The organism is uncultured Tateyamaria sp. (genome assembly GCF_947503415.1).
GTDB lineage: Bacteria > Pseudomonadota > Alphaproteobacteria > Rhodobacterales > Rhodobacteraceae > Tateyamaria.
The window spans coordinates 758,157-776,034 of sequence record NZ_CANNDS010000001.1 but is presented as its reverse complement, the minus strand read 5'-3'; the positions used below and the strand labels follow the sequence as shown (position 1 = coordinate 776,034).

At 62.1% G+C, this 17,878-nt stretch carries 18 protein-coding genes; 10 read left to right on the top strand and 8 right to left on the bottom strand.

Translation table 11 applies throughout. The annotated features are described in order from the left end of the window. Positions 1 to 42 precede the first annotated feature (42 nt). Positions 43 to 972 carry an MBL fold metallo-hydrolase gene (locus tag Q1A32_RS03730; protein ID WP_299649714.1) on the bottom strand — a complete coding sequence of 310 codons (930 nt, stop codon included), beginning with the start codon at positions 970 to 972 and terminating at the stop codon, positions 43 to 45. 100 nt (positions 973 to 1,072) lie between these two features. Between Q1A32_RS03730 and Q1A32_RS03725 the strand changes: the two genes are divergently transcribed. The 3 genes from Q1A32_RS03725 to Q1A32_RS03715 all read left to right on the top strand — a co-directional run bounded on the left by Q1A32_RS03725 (position 1,073) and on the right by Q1A32_RS03715 (position 4,380). Next, a complete protein-coding gene (locus tag Q1A32_RS03725) occupies positions 1,073 to 1,504 on the top strand; it encodes a DUF1801 domain-containing protein (protein WP_299649711.1) in 432 nt (143 codons plus the stop codon). Positions 1,505 to 1,557: 53 nt separating this feature from the next. Continuing rightward, positions 1,558 to 2,883 (top strand): glutamate--tRNA ligase, encoded by a 1,326-nt coding sequence (gltX, locus tag Q1A32_RS03720; RefSeq protein ID WP_299649708.1) that lies wholly within the window; start codon positions 1,558 to 1,560, stop codon positions 2,881 to 2,883. A 105-nt stretch (positions 2,884 to 2,988) separates the two neighbouring features. Beyond that, on the top strand, positions 2,989 to 4,380 hold the full coding sequence (locus tag Q1A32_RS03715; RefSeq protein ID WP_299649705.1) for an MATE family efflux transporter: 1,392 nt from the start codon (positions 2,989 to 2,991) through the stop codon (positions 4,378 to 4,380). Here Q1A32_RS03715 and Q1A32_RS03710 read toward each other — a convergent pair. From Q1A32_RS03710 to Q1A32_RS03695, 4 genes are all read right to left on the bottom strand, one after another. Further along, positions 4,360 to 4,899, bottom strand: coding sequence for a gamma-glutamylcyclotransferase family protein (locus Q1A32_RS03710; protein ID WP_299609426.1), 540 nt, complete (start codon positions 4,897 to 4,899; stop codon positions 4,360 to 4,362). The genes Q1A32_RS03715 and Q1A32_RS03710 overlap by 21 nt on opposite strands. After that, positions 4,896 to 5,765, bottom strand: coding sequence for an inositol monophosphatase (locus Q1A32_RS03705; RefSeq protein WP_299649702.1), 870 nt, complete (start codon positions 5,763 to 5,765; stop codon positions 4,896 to 4,898). Before Q1A32_RS03705 ends, Q1A32_RS03710 begins: the two co-directional genes overlap by 4 nt. Positions 5,766 to 5,833: 68 nt before the next feature. Next, complete coding sequence (locus tag Q1A32_RS03700) at positions 5,834 to 8,362, bottom strand: ABC transporter permease (RefSeq protein WP_299649699.1); 2,529 nt, start codon at positions 8,360 to 8,362, stop codon at positions 5,834 to 5,836. Further along, the gene (locus Q1A32_RS03695) at positions 8,359 to 9,051 is read right to left on the bottom strand and encodes an ABC transporter ATP-binding protein (RefSeq protein ID WP_299649696.1); all 693 of its coding nucleotides are present in this window, start codon (positions 9,049 to 9,051) and stop codon (positions 8,359 to 8,361) included. The genes Q1A32_RS03700 and Q1A32_RS03695 overlap by 4 nt, the downstream gene beginning before the upstream one ends. A 50-nt stretch (positions 9,052 to 9,101) precedes the next feature. Here Q1A32_RS03695 and Q1A32_RS03690 point away from each other — a divergent pair, with 50 nt between their 5' ends. Beyond that, on the top strand, positions 9,102 to 9,737 hold the full coding sequence (locus Q1A32_RS03690) for an arylesterase (RefSeq protein WP_299649693.1): 636 nt from the start codon (positions 9,102 to 9,104) through the stop codon (positions 9,735 to 9,737). 2 nt (positions 9,738 to 9,739) lie between these two features. Further along, complete coding sequence (locus tag Q1A32_RS03685) at positions 9,740 to 10,354, top strand: SOS response-associated peptidase (protein ID WP_299649690.1); 615 nt, start codon at positions 9,740 to 9,742, stop codon at positions 10,352 to 10,354. A gap of 152 nt (positions 10,355 to 10,506) precedes the next feature. Here the strand turns inward: Q1A32_RS03685 and Q1A32_RS03680 are convergent, their stop codons facing one another. Then, positions 10,507 to 10,713, bottom strand: coding sequence for a cold-shock protein (locus tag Q1A32_RS03680; RefSeq protein ID WP_299609442.1), 207 nt, complete (start codon positions 10,711 to 10,713; stop codon positions 10,507 to 10,509). A gap of 293 nt (positions 10,714 to 11,006) precedes the next feature. Here Q1A32_RS03680 and Q1A32_RS03675 point away from each other — a divergent pair, with 293 nt between their 5' ends. Together Q1A32_RS03675 and preA are read left to right on the top strand one after the other, a co-directional pair. Then, a complete protein-coding gene (locus Q1A32_RS03675) occupies positions 11,007 to 12,329 on the top strand; it encodes an NAD(P)-dependent oxidoreductase (RefSeq protein WP_299649687.1) in 1,323 nt (440 codons plus the stop codon). Between the two features lie 14 nt (positions 12,330 to 12,343). Beyond that, the gene (gene preA / locus Q1A32_RS03670; RefSeq protein ID WP_299649684.1) at positions 12,344 to 13,648 is read left to right on the top strand and encodes an NAD-dependent dihydropyrimidine dehydrogenase subunit PreA; all 1,305 of its coding nucleotides are present in this window, start codon (positions 12,344 to 12,346) and stop codon (positions 13,646 to 13,648) included. A 48-nt stretch (positions 13,649 to 13,696) separates the two neighbouring features. On the opposite strand, the gene Q1A32_RS03665 is transcribed toward preA, so the two are convergent. Further along, positions 13,697 to 13,942: an N-(5'-phosphoribosyl)anthranilate isomerase gene (locus Q1A32_RS03665; RefSeq protein WP_299649679.1), complete on the bottom strand. Its 246-nt coding sequence runs from the start codon at positions 13,940 to 13,942 to the stop codon at positions 13,697 to 13,699. 19 nt (positions 13,943 to 13,961) lie between these two features. Further along, positions 13,962 to 14,573 carry a TetR family transcriptional regulator C-terminal domain-containing protein gene (locus tag Q1A32_RS03660; protein ID WP_299649676.1) on the bottom strand — a complete coding sequence of 204 codons (612 nt, stop codon included), beginning with the start codon at positions 14,571 to 14,573 and terminating at the stop codon, positions 13,962 to 13,964. Positions 14,574 to 14,732: 159 nt separating this feature from the next. Between Q1A32_RS03660 and Q1A32_RS03655 the strand changes: the two genes are divergently transcribed. The 3 genes from Q1A32_RS03655 to hydA all read left to right on the top strand — a co-directional run bounded on the left by Q1A32_RS03655 (position 14,733) and on the right by hydA (position 17,828). Next, on the top strand, positions 14,733 to 15,983 hold the full coding sequence (locus tag Q1A32_RS03655; RefSeq protein ID WP_299649673.1) for a Zn-dependent hydrolase: 1,251 nt from the start codon (positions 14,733 to 14,735) through the stop codon (positions 15,981 to 15,983). Beyond that, on the top strand, positions 15,980 to 16,300 hold the full coding sequence (locus Q1A32_RS03650; protein WP_299649670.1) for a hypothetical protein: 321 nt from the start codon (positions 15,980 to 15,982) through the stop codon (positions 16,298 to 16,300). Before Q1A32_RS03655 ends, Q1A32_RS03650 begins: the two co-directional genes overlap by 4 nt. Before the next feature lie 67 nt (positions 16,301 to 16,367). Continuing rightward, on the top strand, positions 16,368 to 17,828 hold the full coding sequence (hydA, locus tag Q1A32_RS03645) for a dihydropyrimidinase (RefSeq protein WP_299649667.1): 1,461 nt from the start codon (positions 16,368 to 16,370) through the stop codon (positions 17,826 to 17,828). The last annotated feature ends 50 nt before the right edge of the window (positions 17,829 to 17,878 follow it).

The window sequence follows — 17,878 nt, the reverse complement described above, 5'->3', positions numbered from 1 at the left end:
GTCTTTCAAACTGTAAGGCGGAGGTGTCCTCCGCCCCGCCGGTCAAAGCATCAGCTGATAGCTATGTGCTTCGTACCGGTAGCCGCCTTCGCCGTTGCCAACGACATAGCCGATACCGGGCCATGGCATGTGATAGCCGATAAACGCGGTGCGGTCGGTGGCCATCATGTCAAGCAGGCTCTTGCGTGTCGCGGCTGCGGCTTCCTTGTCCATGTCGAACCGCACTTCCCAATCGGGATGGGCCAGAGACCAGACATAGTGATTGGCAAAATCGGCGCCAATCACCAGCTGCGTGCCGCCGTCTTCGACCATGTAGACCATGTGCCCCGGCGTGTGCCCGAAGGCGGCCATGGCCGTGATCCCGGACGCGGCGGACCCGCCATCGTCCAGCATGGTGAACTGTTCGGCCAGCGGAGCCACTTTGCCATCGAAGTTCTCGTTTCCGGTGCCCGACCACGCATCAAACTCGGTCGCCCCTGTCATGTAGGCGGCGTTGGCGAAGGTCGGTGTGCCATCGGTCGAGATGCCGCCGATATGGTCGCCGTGCATGTGCGTGATGACAACCTTGTCCACCTGATCTGCGGTGTAGCCTGCCGCCTCGATCGCGGCGACGGTGCCTGCGCCTTGCAGGCCGGTGTCGAACAGCACCAGTTCCGACCCGTTGTTCACAAGCGTCGGCGTAAAGAAGAACTGGGCCGCGTCCGTGGACAGGCCCGCCTCTGCCGACACGCCGTCGAACGTTTCCTTATCGACGTTCATGCCGAAGATGCTGTGCGGGTCGTCAACGGACCGTGTGCCCGCCAGCAGCGTGGTCACCTCGAAATTGCCGACTTTTACGCGGCGAAACGGGGCCTGGGCCACGCCAAGCATCGGGGCGGCGGCGCGTGCCTGCGTGGCGGTTGCGGCGGCCAAAGGCAGCGCTGCTGCACTCATCAGCGCCGTGCGGCGGTTGAATTTGGGGGGTGTGGACATGGGTGTTATCCTTCCTGTCAGAGAACCACAACATAGCCCGCCTGCCGCATAGTCACGCGTCACAACGCACGGTGGTCTGTTCATTTTTGCGAGAGGTCCCATGTCCGAGCCGAAAACCAAGGTACTGGCGGCCCCGTTCGAAGATTGGGTCACGGATGTCGAACCAGAGCTGCGCCGGGACGAGGCGCGGGCGCTGGACATTCTGTTTCGCGGTGTGACGGGTTTTGAGGCGCAGGTCTGGACCGGCGGTATCGTGGGCTATGGTGCGTATGATTACACCTATGCTTCGGGTCGGTCCGGGACATGGATGGCAACAGGCTTTGCGCCGCGCAAGGCCAAGCTGAGCGTCTATATCATGCCGGGCTATGCCGATTTCGCGCCCATCCTGGATCGTCTGGGGCCGCATTCGAAGGGCAAGTCCTGTTTGTACATCACCCGGCTGGCACGGGTGGACATGGATGTGCTGGGAGAATTGATCGCCGCCGGGTTGCGTGATCTGGCGACCCATTGGCCGGTGCGGGACCGCGCTTAACTGGACAAGGCGCGGCCCCTGTGACAAGGCAGGCGCAACCTTCGGAGACTGCCATGACCACCACACGTTTCGCCCCGTCCCCCACCGGCTACATCCATGTGGGAAACCTGCGGACGGCCCTGATGAACTACCTGATCGCGCGCAAGGCCGGTGGGACGTTCATCCTGCGCATCGACGACACGGACCCAGAGCGGTCGAAGGAAGAATATGTCGATGCGATCAAACAGGATCTGGAGTGGCTGGGCCTGCATTGGGACCGGGTGGAGCGTCAGTCCGAGCGGCTGGATCGCTATGCCGCTGCCGCTGACAAACTGCGTGAGATTGGCCGGTTCTACGAGGCCTTCGAGACGCCGACCGAGCTGGACCTGAAGCGCAAGAAACAGCTGAACATGGGTAAACCGCCGGTCTATGACCGGGCAGCACTTGCGCTGAGCGATGATGAAAAGGCGGCCCTGCGCGCAGAGCGTGGCCAAGGCGTGTGGCGGTTCAAGTTGAACCACGAGCGCATTGAATGGACCGATGGGATCATCGGTGATGTGAGCATTGATGCGGCCAGCGTGTCGGACCCCGTGCTGATCCGGGGCGATGGGCAAGTGCTGTATACCATCGCGTCGGTGGTCGATGACACCGAAATGGGCGTGACCCATGTGGTGCGTGGATCGGACCACGTGACCAACACCGCCACGCAAATTCAGATCATCGAAGCCTTGGGCGGCACGGCCCCCAGCTTTGCCCACCATTCGTTGTTGACCGGCCCGCAAGGCGAGGCGTTGTCCAAACGTCTGGGCACGCTGGCCTTGCGCGATCTGCGCGACAACGGGGTTGAGCCGATGGCGATCCTGAGCCTGCTTGCACGCCTTGGGTCGTCTGATCCGGTCGAGTTGCGCATGGATATGGAAAGCCTGATTGACGGCTTTGACGTTGGTCATTTCGGCACGGCACCAACCAAGTTTGACGTGGCCGATATCAATCCGCTCACCGCCCGGTATTTGCAGTCGCTGCCCGTCGAGGCGGTGCAGTCTGACCTTGATGCCGCCGGAGTGCCGTCGGATCAGCAAGACGCGTTCTGGTCCGTCATCCGCGAAAACATCGACACCCGCGCCGACATCGCGCCGTGGTGGGCGTTGTGCCGTGATGGTACCGATCCGGTGATCGAGGATGAGGACAAGGATTTCGTGGCCGAAGCCATGGCAATGCTGCCGGATGGCCCGTTCAATGCAAGCACGTGGGGTGAATGGACCGGTGCCGTCAAAGCCGCGACGGGTCGCAAGGGACGGGGGCTCTTCATGCCCTTGCGGATGGCCCTGACCGGGCAGCGGCATGGGCCTGACATGGCGTCACTGATGCCGCTCTTGCAGGTTGTGAAGGCCCGCGCCTGATGCGTGCGGGGGGCGCTTTGACAAAGCGGCCCTCCCCTTATGGCGGCACAGCCGCCTGCCGGGCAATGGGGTGGAGCTTTCCTGGCAAGATGAAGGAATCCGGCCGTGGCTGACGGGCAGGCAAAGTTCCTGTCCGGGTCGCTTTTGCGCCATGTGAGTGTGATGTCCCTGACCTCGACCATCGGGTTGATGGCAGTGTTTCTGGTGGACTTCATCGACATGGTTTTCATCTCGATGCTAGGCAAGGCGGAACTTGCTGCCGCTGTGGGATACGCCGGGTCGATCCTGTTTTTCACCACGTCCTTTTCCATTGGCATGGCGATTGCTGTCGGCGCGCTTGTGGCGCGCGATCTTGGGTCTGGCGATACGGATCGGGCCAAATCGCGCAGTGCGCATGGGCTGGCCTATGGTGTGGGCTTTGGCGTGCTGTTTTCCGCCTTTGTCTGGTGGAACATCCCGACCTTCGTGTCCTGGATCGGTGCGACCGGAGAGACGGCGGCGCTGGCCGAGGGGTATCTGCAGATCATCGTTCCCTCGCTGCCATTTCTTGTGGTGGGCATGATGGGCAGCGCCGTTCTGCGCGCCTATGGCGATGCGCGGCGGGCCATGATGGCGACCATCTGGGGTGGCGGTGTCAACGCGGTGCTTGATCCGATCCTGATCTTTGGCTTTGGGCTGGACCTGACCGGGGCCGCCCTTGCATCCGTGGCGGCCCGTGTGGCGATTGGCGCTGCGGCCCTGTTGCCGATCCTGCGCCATCATGGGGGCCTGCCGCGTCCCGATCTACCGGGCATGATCGGGGACCTGCCGCCGCTTGTGACGATTGGGTTTCCGGCCATCCTGACCCAGTTTGCGACGCCCGTGGGGCAGGCGATTGTCACGCGCTCCATGGCCCAATACGGGCTGGAGGCCGTGGCGGGGATGGCCATTGTCGGGCGCCTTATGCCATTGTCCTTCGCCGTGATCTTTGCCCTGTCGGGTGCTGTCGGGCCGATCCTTGGTCAGAACTTTGGCGCGGGGCGGCATGACCGGGTGCGGTCGGGGTTCAACGCGGCGCTGATCTTTGCCGGGGTTGTGATTTTCGTGATTGCGGGGGCGCTGTTTGTGCTGCGGGGGCCGATTGCTGATCTGTTTGCCGCTACGGGGCTGACCCGGCAATTGGTGTTCCTGTTCTGCGGCCCACTTGCGCTGCTATTTTTCTTCAATGGTGTGTTGTTTGTGGCCAATGCGGCGTTCAACAATCTGGGCCACCCATTTTATTCCACGTGGATGAATTGGGGGCGCAATACGGTCGCTATGATCCCGTTGGTCTGGATCGGCGCGCAGCTTTTTGGGGCACCGGGGGTGCTGATCGGGCAGGCGTTGGCAGGTGTCGTCTTTGGCAGCGTTGCGTGGGTGTTGGCGCGCCGCGTGATCGCAGCGGAAGGCGGCGATGTAACGCGTGACAGCTTTGCCCGCGAGGGGCGGCTTTTGTCCCTACTGAACCTGCGCAAGTAGGCGATCGGTGAGCGCCCGTTCCTGCGCCGTCAGCACCTGAGCGCGGGGATAGAGCGGAGCGGCGCGGTCGTCATGCACCTGTGTCTCCCACCCGTCGGTGGTGGCAAAGAAGTGCTCTGCGCCCGCCTGACCGAATTCGCGCACAAAGCCCTGCACCACGACGTCGAGATAGCTGAGAAGGATGCGGTGATCGCCGCCCATGCGTTGGGATTCTTGTGGCACCTGGTAGACGGCAATGTCGCCTGCATCTGCCCCGTGATGCACGGCATGGCTGGCGTCGATCCGGTTGTACCCGCTTTCACGCTGATCAAGTGCTGCCCAATCCGCGCCCGGGACGGAGGCGATCAGCCCGTCGATGCTGTGCCCCGGCGCCTCGTGCACCGACAGAAACACCACGTCGCGCAACGCGGTCCGCACCCATGTGCGTCGCCAGCCTCGCAGCGTGGCCTGTTGCGCCTGCGGGTAGTCGTGCGTGGCGCGGTTGACGAGGCTGCCATAGCCGAAGAACCAGGGCGTCATGCGTCTGACATCAGGTCGCCGAACTGCCGGGCGGCGATCTCCCACACTTGTTCGGACGACGCGGTCAGCAAGTAGCCGCTGTCGACCGTGGCGTTGTAGTCCGATCCGTCCAGCATCGCCGCCTTGCCGCCCGCCTGCTGGCAGATGAGCACGCCCGCGGCATGGTCCCAACTGTTCAGGTGGCCGGACAGCACGAAGTCCACCGCTCCGGTTGCGACCAGTCGGTATTCATGGGCCGAACAGCGCAGTGACCCGGCATGGGCGATGGCTCCCACCTTGGTCCACATGAGGGCGCGATCCGCGGGGGGCATCAGCCGGATGTGCATGTACCCCGCCAGTTGATCGAGCGGTTTTGGCTTGGCTGTCTGGATGGCGCGCACCCGGCCCGTTTGGGTGAGCCATTGGGCGGGGCTGGTGTTGTCGGCCATGATCAGATCGTTGCCGACGGGATCGTAGATCAGCCCAAAGACGGGCTGTCCGAACCGGCACACCGACACCATCGTGCCAAAGAGCGGCATGCCCTTGGCGAAGTTCCACGTGCCGTCCACGGGGTCGATGATAAAGCACAGTTCCGCCTCACCCACGCCGTTCAGCAGGTCTGGTTTGGCGGATACGGCTTCTTCCCCGATGACGAGGGCGTGGGGGAAGGCCATTTGCAGACCGCGCGTGATCATCGCCTCGGCTGCAGTATCGGCTTGCGTCACCAGATCGGTTTCGTCCTTCTTGGTGTCGATGTCACCTGCGTCGAGGCGGCGGAAGCGGGGCATGATCTCGGCCCGGGCGGCGCGACGGATCAGGTTGATGATCTGGGTTTTCTGCGCCTGTGACAGGGGCGCTGTGACGGCCATGGGCAATTGATCGGTCATCGGGCGGGTCCTTGATTCCATTGCGCGCGATAGATGTGCCATGTCTTGCTGCACCGCCGCAACGGGGCTTATTCGCGCCCGCGCAGAACCTGGGCGGGGCGCGCGGCGAGCGGACCCCAGGCAAAGGCGAGACCGGCAAGAAGGGTTGCCGTGACCCCACCGATGATGATGGCAAGGGCTGAGGGCCAGATCACCGTGAAATCCGTTTCCATGACGAAATTGCTGACGGCCCATCCGCCTGCAATGCCTGCGGCCAGTGCCACGGCCCCGGCACCAAGGCCAAGAAGGGCGGCCCGGGTTGCAAAGCTGATCAGGATGCGACGGCGGGTGGCCCCCAGTGTTTTCAAAACGGCGGCTTCGTAGGTGCGCGCTTGGGTGCCCGCAGCGGCTGCCCCGATCAAGACCAGAAAGCCGGTCAGAAGGGTGGCCGCCGCGCCGTAGGAGGTGGCCGCGGCCAGTCCGGACAGCACTTCGCTGACCCGGTCGATGGCGTCGCGCACGCGGATGGCCGTCACGTTGGGATAGGCATTGGCGATGTCACGCAGGATCTGGGTTTCTGCCCCGTCCGTCGCATAGACGGTCGAAATGAATGTGTGTGGCGCGCCCTGCAAGGCGCTCGGGTTCATCGACAGGATGAAGCCGATGCCGGCTGTGGAAAAGTCGACCTCGCGGAAGGATGTGATCGTGCCGGTGATGTCGCGGCCAAGGATGTTGATGGTCATGCTGTCGCCGATGGACAGGCCCATCTCTTCGGCCTCTTCGGCGGCAAAGCTGATTTGCGGTGCGCCTGAGTAGTTCTCGGGCCACCATGCACCGTCGGTGATGCGTGTGTTTTCGGACGGGGTTTCGGAATAGGTGATGCCCCGGTCGCCCGACAGGACCCAGTGATCGCCTGCGACGTCTGCGGCCCGTTGGCCATTGATCTGGGTGATGATGCCGCGCAGCATCGGCGCGCTGTCGATGCGGCTGACGCCCGCATCGTTTTCCAACCGCTCGGTGTAGCCTGCCATCTGGTCGCGCTGGATATCGACGAAGAAATAGCTGGGCGCGACCTCGGGCAGATTGCCGGAGATGGCGTTGCGCAGATTGCCGTCGATCTGCCCCACGGCGGCCAGGACCGACAGGCCAAGACCCAGCGACAAGACCACGGAAGCGGCCCCTTCGCGTGTGCCCGAGATGGCCCCAAGCGCCCACCGCATGGCAGGCCGCCCCTTGGCCCGTGGCGCGAGTACGCGTGACAGAAAGCGGATCAAAGTGGCCGCAAGTGCCAGCAGACCCAGCGCAAAGGCGATGCCGCCAGCCGTCCACAGTGTCAGCCGCCATGTGCCGGAAAAGACACCCGCCAAGCCGATCAACGCACCCAGACCAGCGGCGATCCAAAGCAGGTAGCCCGCGCGGGGCAAGAGCCGTGCCTTGTCCAGCGCGTCGCGGAACAGGGTGGCTGCACGGACATCCTCGGCCCGTGCCAGCGGCCACAGCGTAAAGACAAAGGCCGTGAGCAGGCCATAGATTGCAGCCTCAATCAGGGGAACGGGATAGAGTGCGAAGCTGGCCGGGATCGGCAGCCGCGCCTCGATCACCGGGGCAAGGGCGATGGGCACAAGGGCACCGAGTCCCAGACCGATGACAATGCCCAGAAGCGAAAGGGCACCAATCTGGATGAAATAGGTTTGAAAGATCGTGCTGCGTTCTGCCCCCAATGTGCGCAAGGTGGCAATGACGCTTGTCTTGCCCGCCAGATACGCGCGCACGGCGGCTGACACTCCGACACCGCCCACGGCAAGGCCGGACAAGCCGACAAGCACCAGAAATGCGCCCAACCGGTCCACGAACTCTGCCACACCCGGTGCGCCGTTGCGCGCATCCGTCCAGCGCATTCCGGTCGCTTCGAATTGATCGCGGGCCTGCGTTTCCAATGCTTCCAGATCAGTGCCGGCTGGCAGTTTGAGCCGGTATTTGGAATTGAACAGCGTGCCAGCCGCCAACAGCTGCGCGTTCTCAAGCGATGTCCGCAACACGATGGTGCGCGGTCCAAGGGCAAAGCCGCCCGCCGCGCTGTCCGGTTCGCGTGCCAGCGTCGCCATCAGCACAAAGTCCTGTGTTCCAAGCCGAAACACGTCACCCACAGCCAGCCCAAGCCGGTCGATCAGCGCGCGTTCCATCACCGCGCCGGGTCGCCCACCGGTTCCGGCCAATGCGTCTGGCAAGGACATCGCGGGATCAAGCTCAACCGCGCCAACGAGGGGGTAGGCGCTGTCGACGGCCTTGATTTGCGTGAGACCGCGTTCGGTCTCGCCCCCGCGCTCGACCACGGCCATGGATCTGAAGTCCGCGATTTCAGACACGTCGTCGGCCACGTCTTCCATCCAGGCGCGTTCCGCGTCGCTGGCAAAGCGGTAGGTGAAGTCCATCTCGGCATCGCCGCCCAACAGCGCCGCGCCTTCGCGTGCCAAGCCAGCCTCGATGGCGGAGCGGACGGACCCGACAGCGGCAATCGCGGCGACCCCAAGGGCGAGGCACGCCAGAAAGATGCGAAAGCCGCGCAGGCCGCCCCGCAACTCGCGGCGGGCAAAACGGGCAGAGGTGGCAAGGCTCATTCTGCGGCGGCTTTCATCGGTCCAAGGGTCCGGCCATCGGCCAGTTGGATCACGCGGTCGCAGCGCGCGGCCAGTTCCGGGGCGTGCGTCACCAACACGAGTGTCGCCCCGTGCCGGTCCCGCAGGTCAAAAAGCAGGTCCATGATCGCTTGTCCGTTTGCCCCATCAAGGTTGCCTGTGGGCTCATCCGCCAACAAAATGTCGGGCCTTGTGACAAGGGCGCGGGCGAGGGCCACGCGTTGCTGTTCGCCGCCTGACATCTGGCTGGGATAGTGGCCGCTGCGATGGGCCAGCCCCACAGCGTCCAATTCAGCTTCGGCCCGGTCAAACGCATCGCGCACGCCCGCAAGCTCCAGCGGTGTCGCGACATTTTCCAGCGCCGTCATCGTGGGGATCAGGTGAAAAGACTGGAAGACAACGCCCATGTGCCCACGCCGAAACCGGGCCAACGCGTCTTCATTCATGGCCGTCAGGTCCTGCCCCAACGCCATAATTGAGCCGCCGGTCGCCCGTTCCAACCCGCCCATCAGCATGAGCAGGGATGATTTGCCCGAACCCGATGGACCCACCAGACCGACCGTCTCTCCCTTCATCACATCCAGCGTGATGCCGTGCAGGATATCCACCCGCCCGGCATTGCCATCGAGACTGAGTGCTGCATTTTTGAGGGATAGGGCTGGATCGGACATGCAAGGCGGCCTTTATATCATCTACGAGGTCATATGGAGATCGGATCAGCATGGGCAAGGTAACCGGTGCAATTGTCGTCAGTCTTTGGGCCGGGTTGGTGTCGGCCGAGACGGTGACCATCGCCGCTTTGGGGGACAGCCTGACCCAGGGGTACGGGCTTCCTGTCGAACAGGGGTTTGTGCCACAACTTGAGGCGTGGCTGGAGGCGGAGGGCCATGACGTTGACCTGATCAATGCGGGCGTGTCCGGTGACACGACCCAAGGGGGGCTGAGCCGTGTGGCGTGGACCCTCACGCCCGATGTGGATGCCATGATCGTGACCTTGGGCGGCAATGACCTGTTGCGCGGGATCGGGCCGGAGGTGAGCCGCGCCAACCTCGAAGGGATTGTGCAGGCGGCCAACGCGGCAGGTGTCGAGGTGCTTGTGGTGGGCATGCAGGCGCCCGGCAACTACGGACCCGAGTACAAGCAGGCTTTTGATGCGATGTATCCAGAGATTTCGGCGCAGTTCGGCACGCTTTACCTTGAAAGCTTCTTTGCGGGTCTTGGTGGGCCGGACACGGACCCGGCTGCTGTGCGCAGTTTCATGCAGCCGGACGGCATACACCCGAACGCAGACGGCGTTGCGCGGATTGTCGAGGGTGTAGGCCCCAGTGTTCAAGACCTGATTGCACGGGTGGACTGAAGGTGCCGGGGCGGTTCTTCCTCACCGATCCGGTGTCGGACCTGACCGCCGCCCTTGGTGTTCCTGCGGGGACAGTTGGCAACGAACCTGCCCGCCAGAACATCGCACCCGGTCAGGAAATTGTCGTATTCGATGGCGCGCTCAAACGGATGCGTTGGGGGATCGTCCCGGTGGGGCGCGTCAATGCACGCGGACGCCCGGTGATGGAGCAGATCATCAATGCGCGGTCCGAGACAGTCTTTGACAAGACGGCCTTTGATGGTGTGGGCCGTGCCGTCATCCCGGTGAATGGCTGGTATGAATGGACCGGTGAGAAACGCAAGAAAACGGCCTGGCGGATTGGCCCCAAGGACGGTGGGTTTTTGTATTTTGCGGCCATCACCGATCTCTGGACCGCGCCCGGTGGTTTGGAGGTGCCGCAAGTGGCTGCCGTGACCTGTGAACCCAATGCCGACGTGGCTCCGATCCACCACCGCATGGGCGTGCTGTTGGAGCGTGCCGATCTGACCACATGGATGGGAGACGATCTGGAGGCGGCCAAGGCCCTGATGGTCCCTTGGCCGGAGGGCCGGTTGCACATTGAAGAGGCCGGCGACGTCAACTGGGACGGCCCGTGATCCAAAGGCCGCTGCGCGACGCCATTTTTAAGTGAAGCAGCCCATCTACTTCCCTGTTTCAAAAAAACCCTGCGGGAAGCTCCGACACTCGCAAAAGGAAAAGGCGGCGCACCGTGAAGTGCACCGCCTCGAATTCTGGTATCGCGTGTGGCTTAGGCCAGTGCGATGTTGACCGCGCTTTCGCGACCGTCACGGCCGGATTCCAGGTCGAATGTCACTTTCTGGTTGTCGGCCAGACCGGTGAGGCCCGAACGCTCGACTGCCGAGATGTGGACAAAGATGTCTTTGCCGCCGGATTCCGGTGCAATGAAGCCGTAGCCTTTGGTGGTGTTGAACCATTTGACGGTGCCGTTGGCCATCGTCGTTACTCCTAAGATGTGCTGCCCGCGTTATGCGGCAGCCTTGGCGTTGTCATAAGATCGAAGTGACTGAGCCGAAAGGAGCAGTGGGTCGATAGATGATGTAGCAGGGAAAAATATGGCACTGTTTTGGTGCATTGCAAGGTTTTCCGGGTGGTTTCGGGATTTCCGGCGGTCTGCCGCTTCTTTGTGCGGCAATGCTTTTTCGGGCTTGCGAACGCTTTTTTACCAGTTGATAAAATTTTGAACCTGTGAGACCGTTTCAGGCGAATGATTGTTGCGATGGAGCGGACATGACGCAATCTCCTTTCTCACCGGGTGTGGCGGCGGGCCGTTTGGACGACGCGGCATATGCCGAGAATTTTTCGGACCTGCACCCGGCTTTGGACGCACACGAGGCGCTTGTGGCGGCGGATCGCTGCTATTTCTGCCATGACGCGCCCTGTATCACGGCGTGTCCCACGGATATCGATATTCCGCTTTTCATTCGCCAGATCGCCACCGGTACGCCGGACGCGGCGGCCAAGACGATCCTGACGCAGAACATCATGGGGGGCATGTGCGCCCGGGTCTGCCCCACAGAAACGCTGTGCGAAGAGGCGTGCGTGCGCGAATTGGCCGAGGGCAAGCCTGTCCTGATTGGGCAATTGCAGCGCTATGCGACCGACCACTTGCAAGAGCAGGGGGTGCATCCTTTCACCCGTGCTGCGGCCACCGGCAAGTCCGTGGCTGTCGTGGGGGCGGGGCCTGCGGGTCTGTCCTGTGCGCACCGCTTGGCGATGCTGGGCCACGATGTGACTGTCTATGATGCACGACCCAAGCCCGGCGGGCTGAACGAATACGGGATCGCGGCCTACAAGACACCCGAAGGCTTTGCGCAGGAAGAGGTCGATTGGCTGCTCAAGATCGGGGGCATCACGCTTCACCACGACACTGCGTTGGGTCGCGACGTTGCGCTTGAAAAGCTGACAACTGGCTTTGACGCTGTGTTTCTTGGCATGGGACTGGGCGGCGTAAATGCCCTGACGGTTGACGGTGGCGACAAGGAAGGCGTTTTGGATGCCGTCGACTTCATCGCGGACCTGCGCCAGTCAGGTGATCTGGGTGCCCTGCCTGTTGGCCGCGATGTGGTGGTCATCGGTGGCGGGATGACCGCCGTGGATGCGGCCGTGCAATCCAAGCTGCTGGGTGCCTTGAATGTGACATTGGCTTACCGTCGTGGGCGGGATCGCATGAACGCAAGCGTGTTCGAGCAGGATTTGGCCGCATCCAAGGGCGTGCGGATCACGACACATGTCGTGCCCAAGGCACTGCACGGCAATGGCGCGGTGCGCGAGATCGAATTTGAATACGTGAACGATGATATGACCGGCACCGGCGAAATGGTACGGATTCCTGCCGATCAGGTGCTGCGCGCCATCGGCCAAACGCTGGAGGGTGAGTCCCTGCCTGCGCTTGAACGTGGTAAGATCGCTGTGACGGAGACCGGGCGCACATCCATGGATGGCATCTGGGCAGGCGGCGACTGTGCGACCGGCGGCGACGACCTGACAGTGACTGCCGTGGCCGAAGGGCGCGACGCGGCGATGGACATTCATGCAAGCCTGATGGGCTGAGCGGAGGACGACAGATGGCAAACTTGCAAAGCAATTTCGTCGGGATCAAATCCCCAAATCCGTTCTGGCTGGCCTCGGCCCCGCCCACGGACAAGGAATACAACGTCCGTCGCGCATTCGAGGCCGGGTGGGGCGGTGTCGTCTGGAAGACGCTTGGGTCCGAGGGGCCGCCGGTGGTGAACGTCAACGGCCCCCGCTATGGCGCGATCTACGGGGCGGACCGGCGGCTCTTGGGTCTGAACAATATCGAATTGATCACCGATCGTGACCTTTACACCAATCTCGAAGAGATCAAGCGCGTCAAGGCGGACTACCCTGACCGCGCGATGATCGTGTCGATCATGGTGCCATGCGAAGAAGAGGCGTGGAAAGCCATTCTGCCACTGGTCGAAGACACAGGCGCGGATGGGATCGAGCTGAACTTTGGCTGCCCGCACGGGATGAGTGAGCGCGGCATGGGTGCTGCGGTGGGCCAGGTGCCCGAATACATCGAGATGGTCACGCGGTGGTGCAAGCAGTACTATTCGAAACCCGTCATCGTGAAGCTGACACCCAACATCACCGATATCCGTAAACCAGCCGCCGCCGCCAAGGCTGGCGGGGCAGATGCGGTCAGCCTGATCAACACGATCAACTCGATCACATCCGTCGACCTCGACAGCATGTCGCCCGAACCGTCTATTGATGGGAAAGGATCGCATGGGGGGTATTGCGGGCCTGCGGTCAAGCCCATCGCCATGTCGATGGTGTCGGAAATCGCGCGCGGAGAGGACACTCGTGGCCTGCCGATCTCGGGCATCGGTGGGATCACGACGTGGCGGGACGCGGCGGAGTTCATCACGCTGGGCTGTGGCAATGTGCAGGTGTGCACGGCCGCCATGACATACGGCTTCAAGGTGGTGCAGGAGATGATCAGCGGCCTGTCCGACTGGATGGATGAAAAGGGTCACGCCAGCATCGATGATTTCCGCGGCGCTGCCGTGCCGAACGTGACGGACTGGCAGTATCTGAACCTGAACTACGTGGCCAAGGCGAAGATCAATCAGGATCTGTGCATTTCGTGCGGTCGCTGTTTTGCGGCCTGCGAGGACACCTCGCATCAGGCAATTTCCATGTCCGATGAGCGCGTGTTCGAAGTGATCGATGATGAGTGCGTGGCGTGTAACCTGTGCGTCAACGTGTGCCCTGTCGAAAACTGCATCACGATGGAGGCGATGGAACCCGGCCAGACGGACCCAAGGACGGGCAAGACGGTTGAACCGGAGTATGCCAACTGGACCACGCATCCAAACAATCCTGCGGCGCGCGCGGCGGAATAGATTTTTCGTACGAAAAATCTCGGGCGCGGGAAAACCCTGCGAATGTGTTTAGAAGAGCAGGCGGATCGGACCGTTGTGGCAGACAACCACCAATTGGTCGGCGGTCTCGATCAGGTGATAGCCGCGTTTGCGCACTTCGGCCTCGAACTCTGCGCGACCAACCTCACGATGAACCCAAGCCAGAGAACGCCGCACGACGGCCCCCTTGCGCGCGGCCTTGGACGAAAACAACTGGTCGATCCAGGCATCATTGGGTGGTGCACGTTGGGCCAAATACATGCCGTAACCGTTCATGATTCTGGTTAATGAACTCTCAAGGTGTGAGCAGCCTGCTGAAAAGCTGGACCAGATACTGGCGCGCACTGTCATGTGGATCGCCGCCCATCAAAACCCGGACTTGCGTGTCAAAGTCCGCGTAGTGTTGGGTCGTTGACCAGATCGAAAACACAAGGTGCCGCGGATCCACCGGCGCGAGTTTGCCCTCATTGATCCAACGCTGGATCACGGCGCATTTCTCATCGAAGAGTGGCTTCAAACCCGCTTCGAGATGCGGCAGCATCCGCGGCGCGCCTTGAATGATCTCACCGGCGAACAGCCTGCTTTCGCGGGGCAGGTCGCGCGCCATGTCCAGCTTGCGCTGTACATAGGCCAGCAATTCCTCCAGCGGGTCGCCATCGGCATCCATCTCGACAAGCGGGTCCAGCCATGTCTCCATCAACTGGTTCAGCAAGGTGACATGAATTTCTTCCTTGCCGGAAAAGTAGTACAGGATGTTCGGCTTCGACAGCCCGGCCGCCTCTGCGATCTGATCCAAAGTTGTGCCGCGAAACCCGTGGACCGAGAATACATCAAGCGCCGCATCCAGGATCAGGCTGCGGTTGCGCATCTGGATGCGGCTCGGCTTCTTTTCTGTCCCTTCGGGCATGGGGCGTCCTGTTCGTGTCTGGTGCCGCAACTCTAGGCAATTGCACCCGTGTTGGGCAAATCGGGCTAAACCAGTTCTTGACAGAAATGGGCTGTCTGGCAATCGTAGCTTTACCAATTGGTCAAAAAGTTATCGACCATCGGCAAAAGGGGACATCACATGGCGGCACCGGGCGAAAATCTTCGGATCAATGGTGAACGGCTGTGGGACAGCCTCATGGAGATGGCCAAGATCGGCCCCGGCGTGGCTGGGGGCAACAACCGTCAGACCCTGACCGATGAAGACGCAGAAGGCCGCGCCCTGTTCCAGTCGTGGTGTGAGGCCGCGGGCTGTACCATGGGGCTGGACCAGATGGGCAACATGTTCGCACGTCGCGAGGGGACGGACCCGGACGCGCTGCCGGTCTATGTGGGCAGCCATCTTGATACGCAGCCGACCGGCGGCAAGTACGATGGGGTTCTGGGCGTGCTTGGCGGTTTGGAAATCATCCGCACCCTGAATGATCTGGATGTGAAGACGAAGCACCCGATTGTCGTGACCAACTTCACCAATGAAGAGGGCACGCGATACGCACCAGCGATGCTGTCTTCGGGCGTGTTCGCGGGCATTCATACGCAGGATTGGGCGTATGATCGTGAGGATGCGGACGGGAAAAAGTTTGGCGATGAGTTGAAACGCATTGGTTGGCGCGGCGATGAGGATGTCGGCGCGCGCAAGATGCACGCCTTTTTCGAGCTGCACATCGAACAGGGCCCGATCCTTGAGGCTGAGGGCAAGGACATCGGCGTTGTCACGCACGGGCAGGGTCTGTCGTGGACGCAGGTGACAATTGAAGGCAAAGACAGCCACACTGGATCAACCCCAATGCCGATGCGCAAGAATGCGGGTCTGGGCATGGCGCGGGTGCTGGAGAAGGTGGACGAGATTGCCTGGTCCCATGCGCCGCACGCTGTGGGCGCCGCCGGGCATATCGATGTCTACCCGAATTCGCGCAACGTGATCCCGGGCAAAGTGGTCTTTACCGTTGACCTGCGGTCGCCGGACCTGAGCGTGATCGAGGATATGGAAGCGCGGCTGCGCACCGAAGGTCAGACAATTGCGGACGAGATGGGGCTGACCATTGCCTTTGAGAAAGTGGGTGGGTTTGATCCTGTCGCCTTTGACGAAGGCTGCGTCACTGCGGTACGTTCTGCGGCGGAACGGCTGGGATACTCGCACCAGAACATCATTTCGGGGGCCGGACACGACGCCTGCTGGATCAATCAGGTGGCCCCCACGGCCATGGTGATGTGTCCATGCGTGGACGGGCTCAGCCACAATGAGGCCGAAGAAATCTCAAAGGAGTGGGCATCGGCTGGCACAGATGTGCTGATGCATGCGGTTGTCGAGACGGCGGAGATCGTCGGGTGATCAACCCTGATCTGAGCCTTGCCGACCGGATCGCTGATCTGGTGGCCGCAGAGGCCCTGGATGCGCCAAGGCGCACCGAGGCTGACAGGGCCCTGGTGCAGGCGTTTGAAGATGCCTTGGTGCACCCCTTTGAGACAACGGTTAATTTTAGCGGCGGCATCACGCAGCGCTGTTGGACCGTGACGCGCAACGATGGGGCCTACCGCGTGGTATACTTGCCGCGCGCGGGGTACTTCTCGTTATGTGTAGAGAGTGACTTCGGGCCCTTGGACATCGGCGTGCATGGGCCAGCGCTGGGGTGCTTTGCAAGCGTCTGACTGGGGCTCTGCCCCAGACCCCGGGATATTTCTGGCCAAGAGAATTGGCTGACAGAGGAGCGATGACATGACCAAGGTAATCAAAGGCGGGATGGTCTGCACGGCGGACCGGACCTGGAAGGCCGATGTGCTGGTCGAGGGTGAGACGATCAAGCAGATCGGTGAGGACCTGTCGGGAGATGAGTACATCGATGCCGAGGGGGCTTATGTCATCCCCGGCGGGATTGATCCGCATACGCATCTTGAGATGCCGTTTATGGGGACGACCGCGGCGGAGACCTTCGAGTCCGGCACTTGGGCGGCGGCTGTTGGCGGGACAACGATGATCGTGGATTTCTGTCTGCCGGGTGCCGATGGGTCGATCAAGAACGCGATCAACGAATGGCATCGCAAGTCCGCGCCGCAGATCTGTTCCGACGTTGGCTACCACATGGCGATCACCGGCTGGAACGAGAACATCTTTGACGAGATGAAGGATGCCGTCGATATGGGCGTCAATTCCTTCAAGCATTTCATGGCCTACAAGGGCGCGTTGATGATCGAGGATGACGAGATGTTCGCGTCCTTCAAACGCTGCGCCGAGTTGGGCGCACTGCCCATGGTGCATGCGGAGAACGGCGATCTGGTAGCCGAGATGCAGCAGAAGTATTTCGACCAGGGGATCACGGGGCCGGAGGGCCATGCGTATAGTCGTCCACCAGAGTTCGAAGGGGAAGCGGCGAACCGGGCCATTACGATCGCGGATGCAGCGGGTGTGCCGCTCTATATCGTGCACGTTTCCTGCGAGCAGGCGCACGAGGCGATCCGGCGCGCACGGCAGAAGGGGATGCGGGTCTATGGCGAGCCGCTGATCCAGTTCCTGACGCTGGATGAGTCTGAGTATTTCAACAAGGACTGGGACCACGCGGCGCGCCGCGTGATGTCGCCACCGTTCCGGTCGAAGGACCATCAGGATTCGCTTTGGGCGGGCCTGCAGGCGGGGTCGCTGCAGGTGGTGGCGACGGACCACGCGGCGTTCAACACAGACCAGAAGCGGGCGGGGCGGGATGATTTCCGGATCATTCCCAACGGGTCCAACGGGTTGGAGGAACGGTTGGCCGTGCTTTGGACCGAAGGGGTCGAGACCGGGCGCCTGACGCCCAATGAGTTTGTGGCGAGCACGTCGACCAATGTCGCCAAGATCCTGAACATCTACCCCAAGAAGGGGGCGATTGTGGAAGGAGCGGATGCGGACATCGTGGTGTGGGATCCGAAGATCACCAAGACGATCAGCCCCGCCAACCATCATTCGGTGCTGGACTACAACGTGTTCGAAGGGTTCGAAGTGAAGGCGCAGTCGCGCTATACACTCAGCCGGGGTGAGGTGATCTGGGCCTGGGGGCAAAACTCGCAGCCCGCGCCGGGGCGGGGCAAGTTCGTGCCGCGGCCTGCGTTCCCGAGCGCATCGGTGGCGCTGTCGAAGTGGAAGGCGCTGACCGCGCCCAAGATGATCGAGCGGGATCCGTTGAACATTCCGGCGGGGATTTAGGTGTGGGGGCTTGGGTAGTACCTTCGGACGGGTGTTGTTCTTGAGGGCGG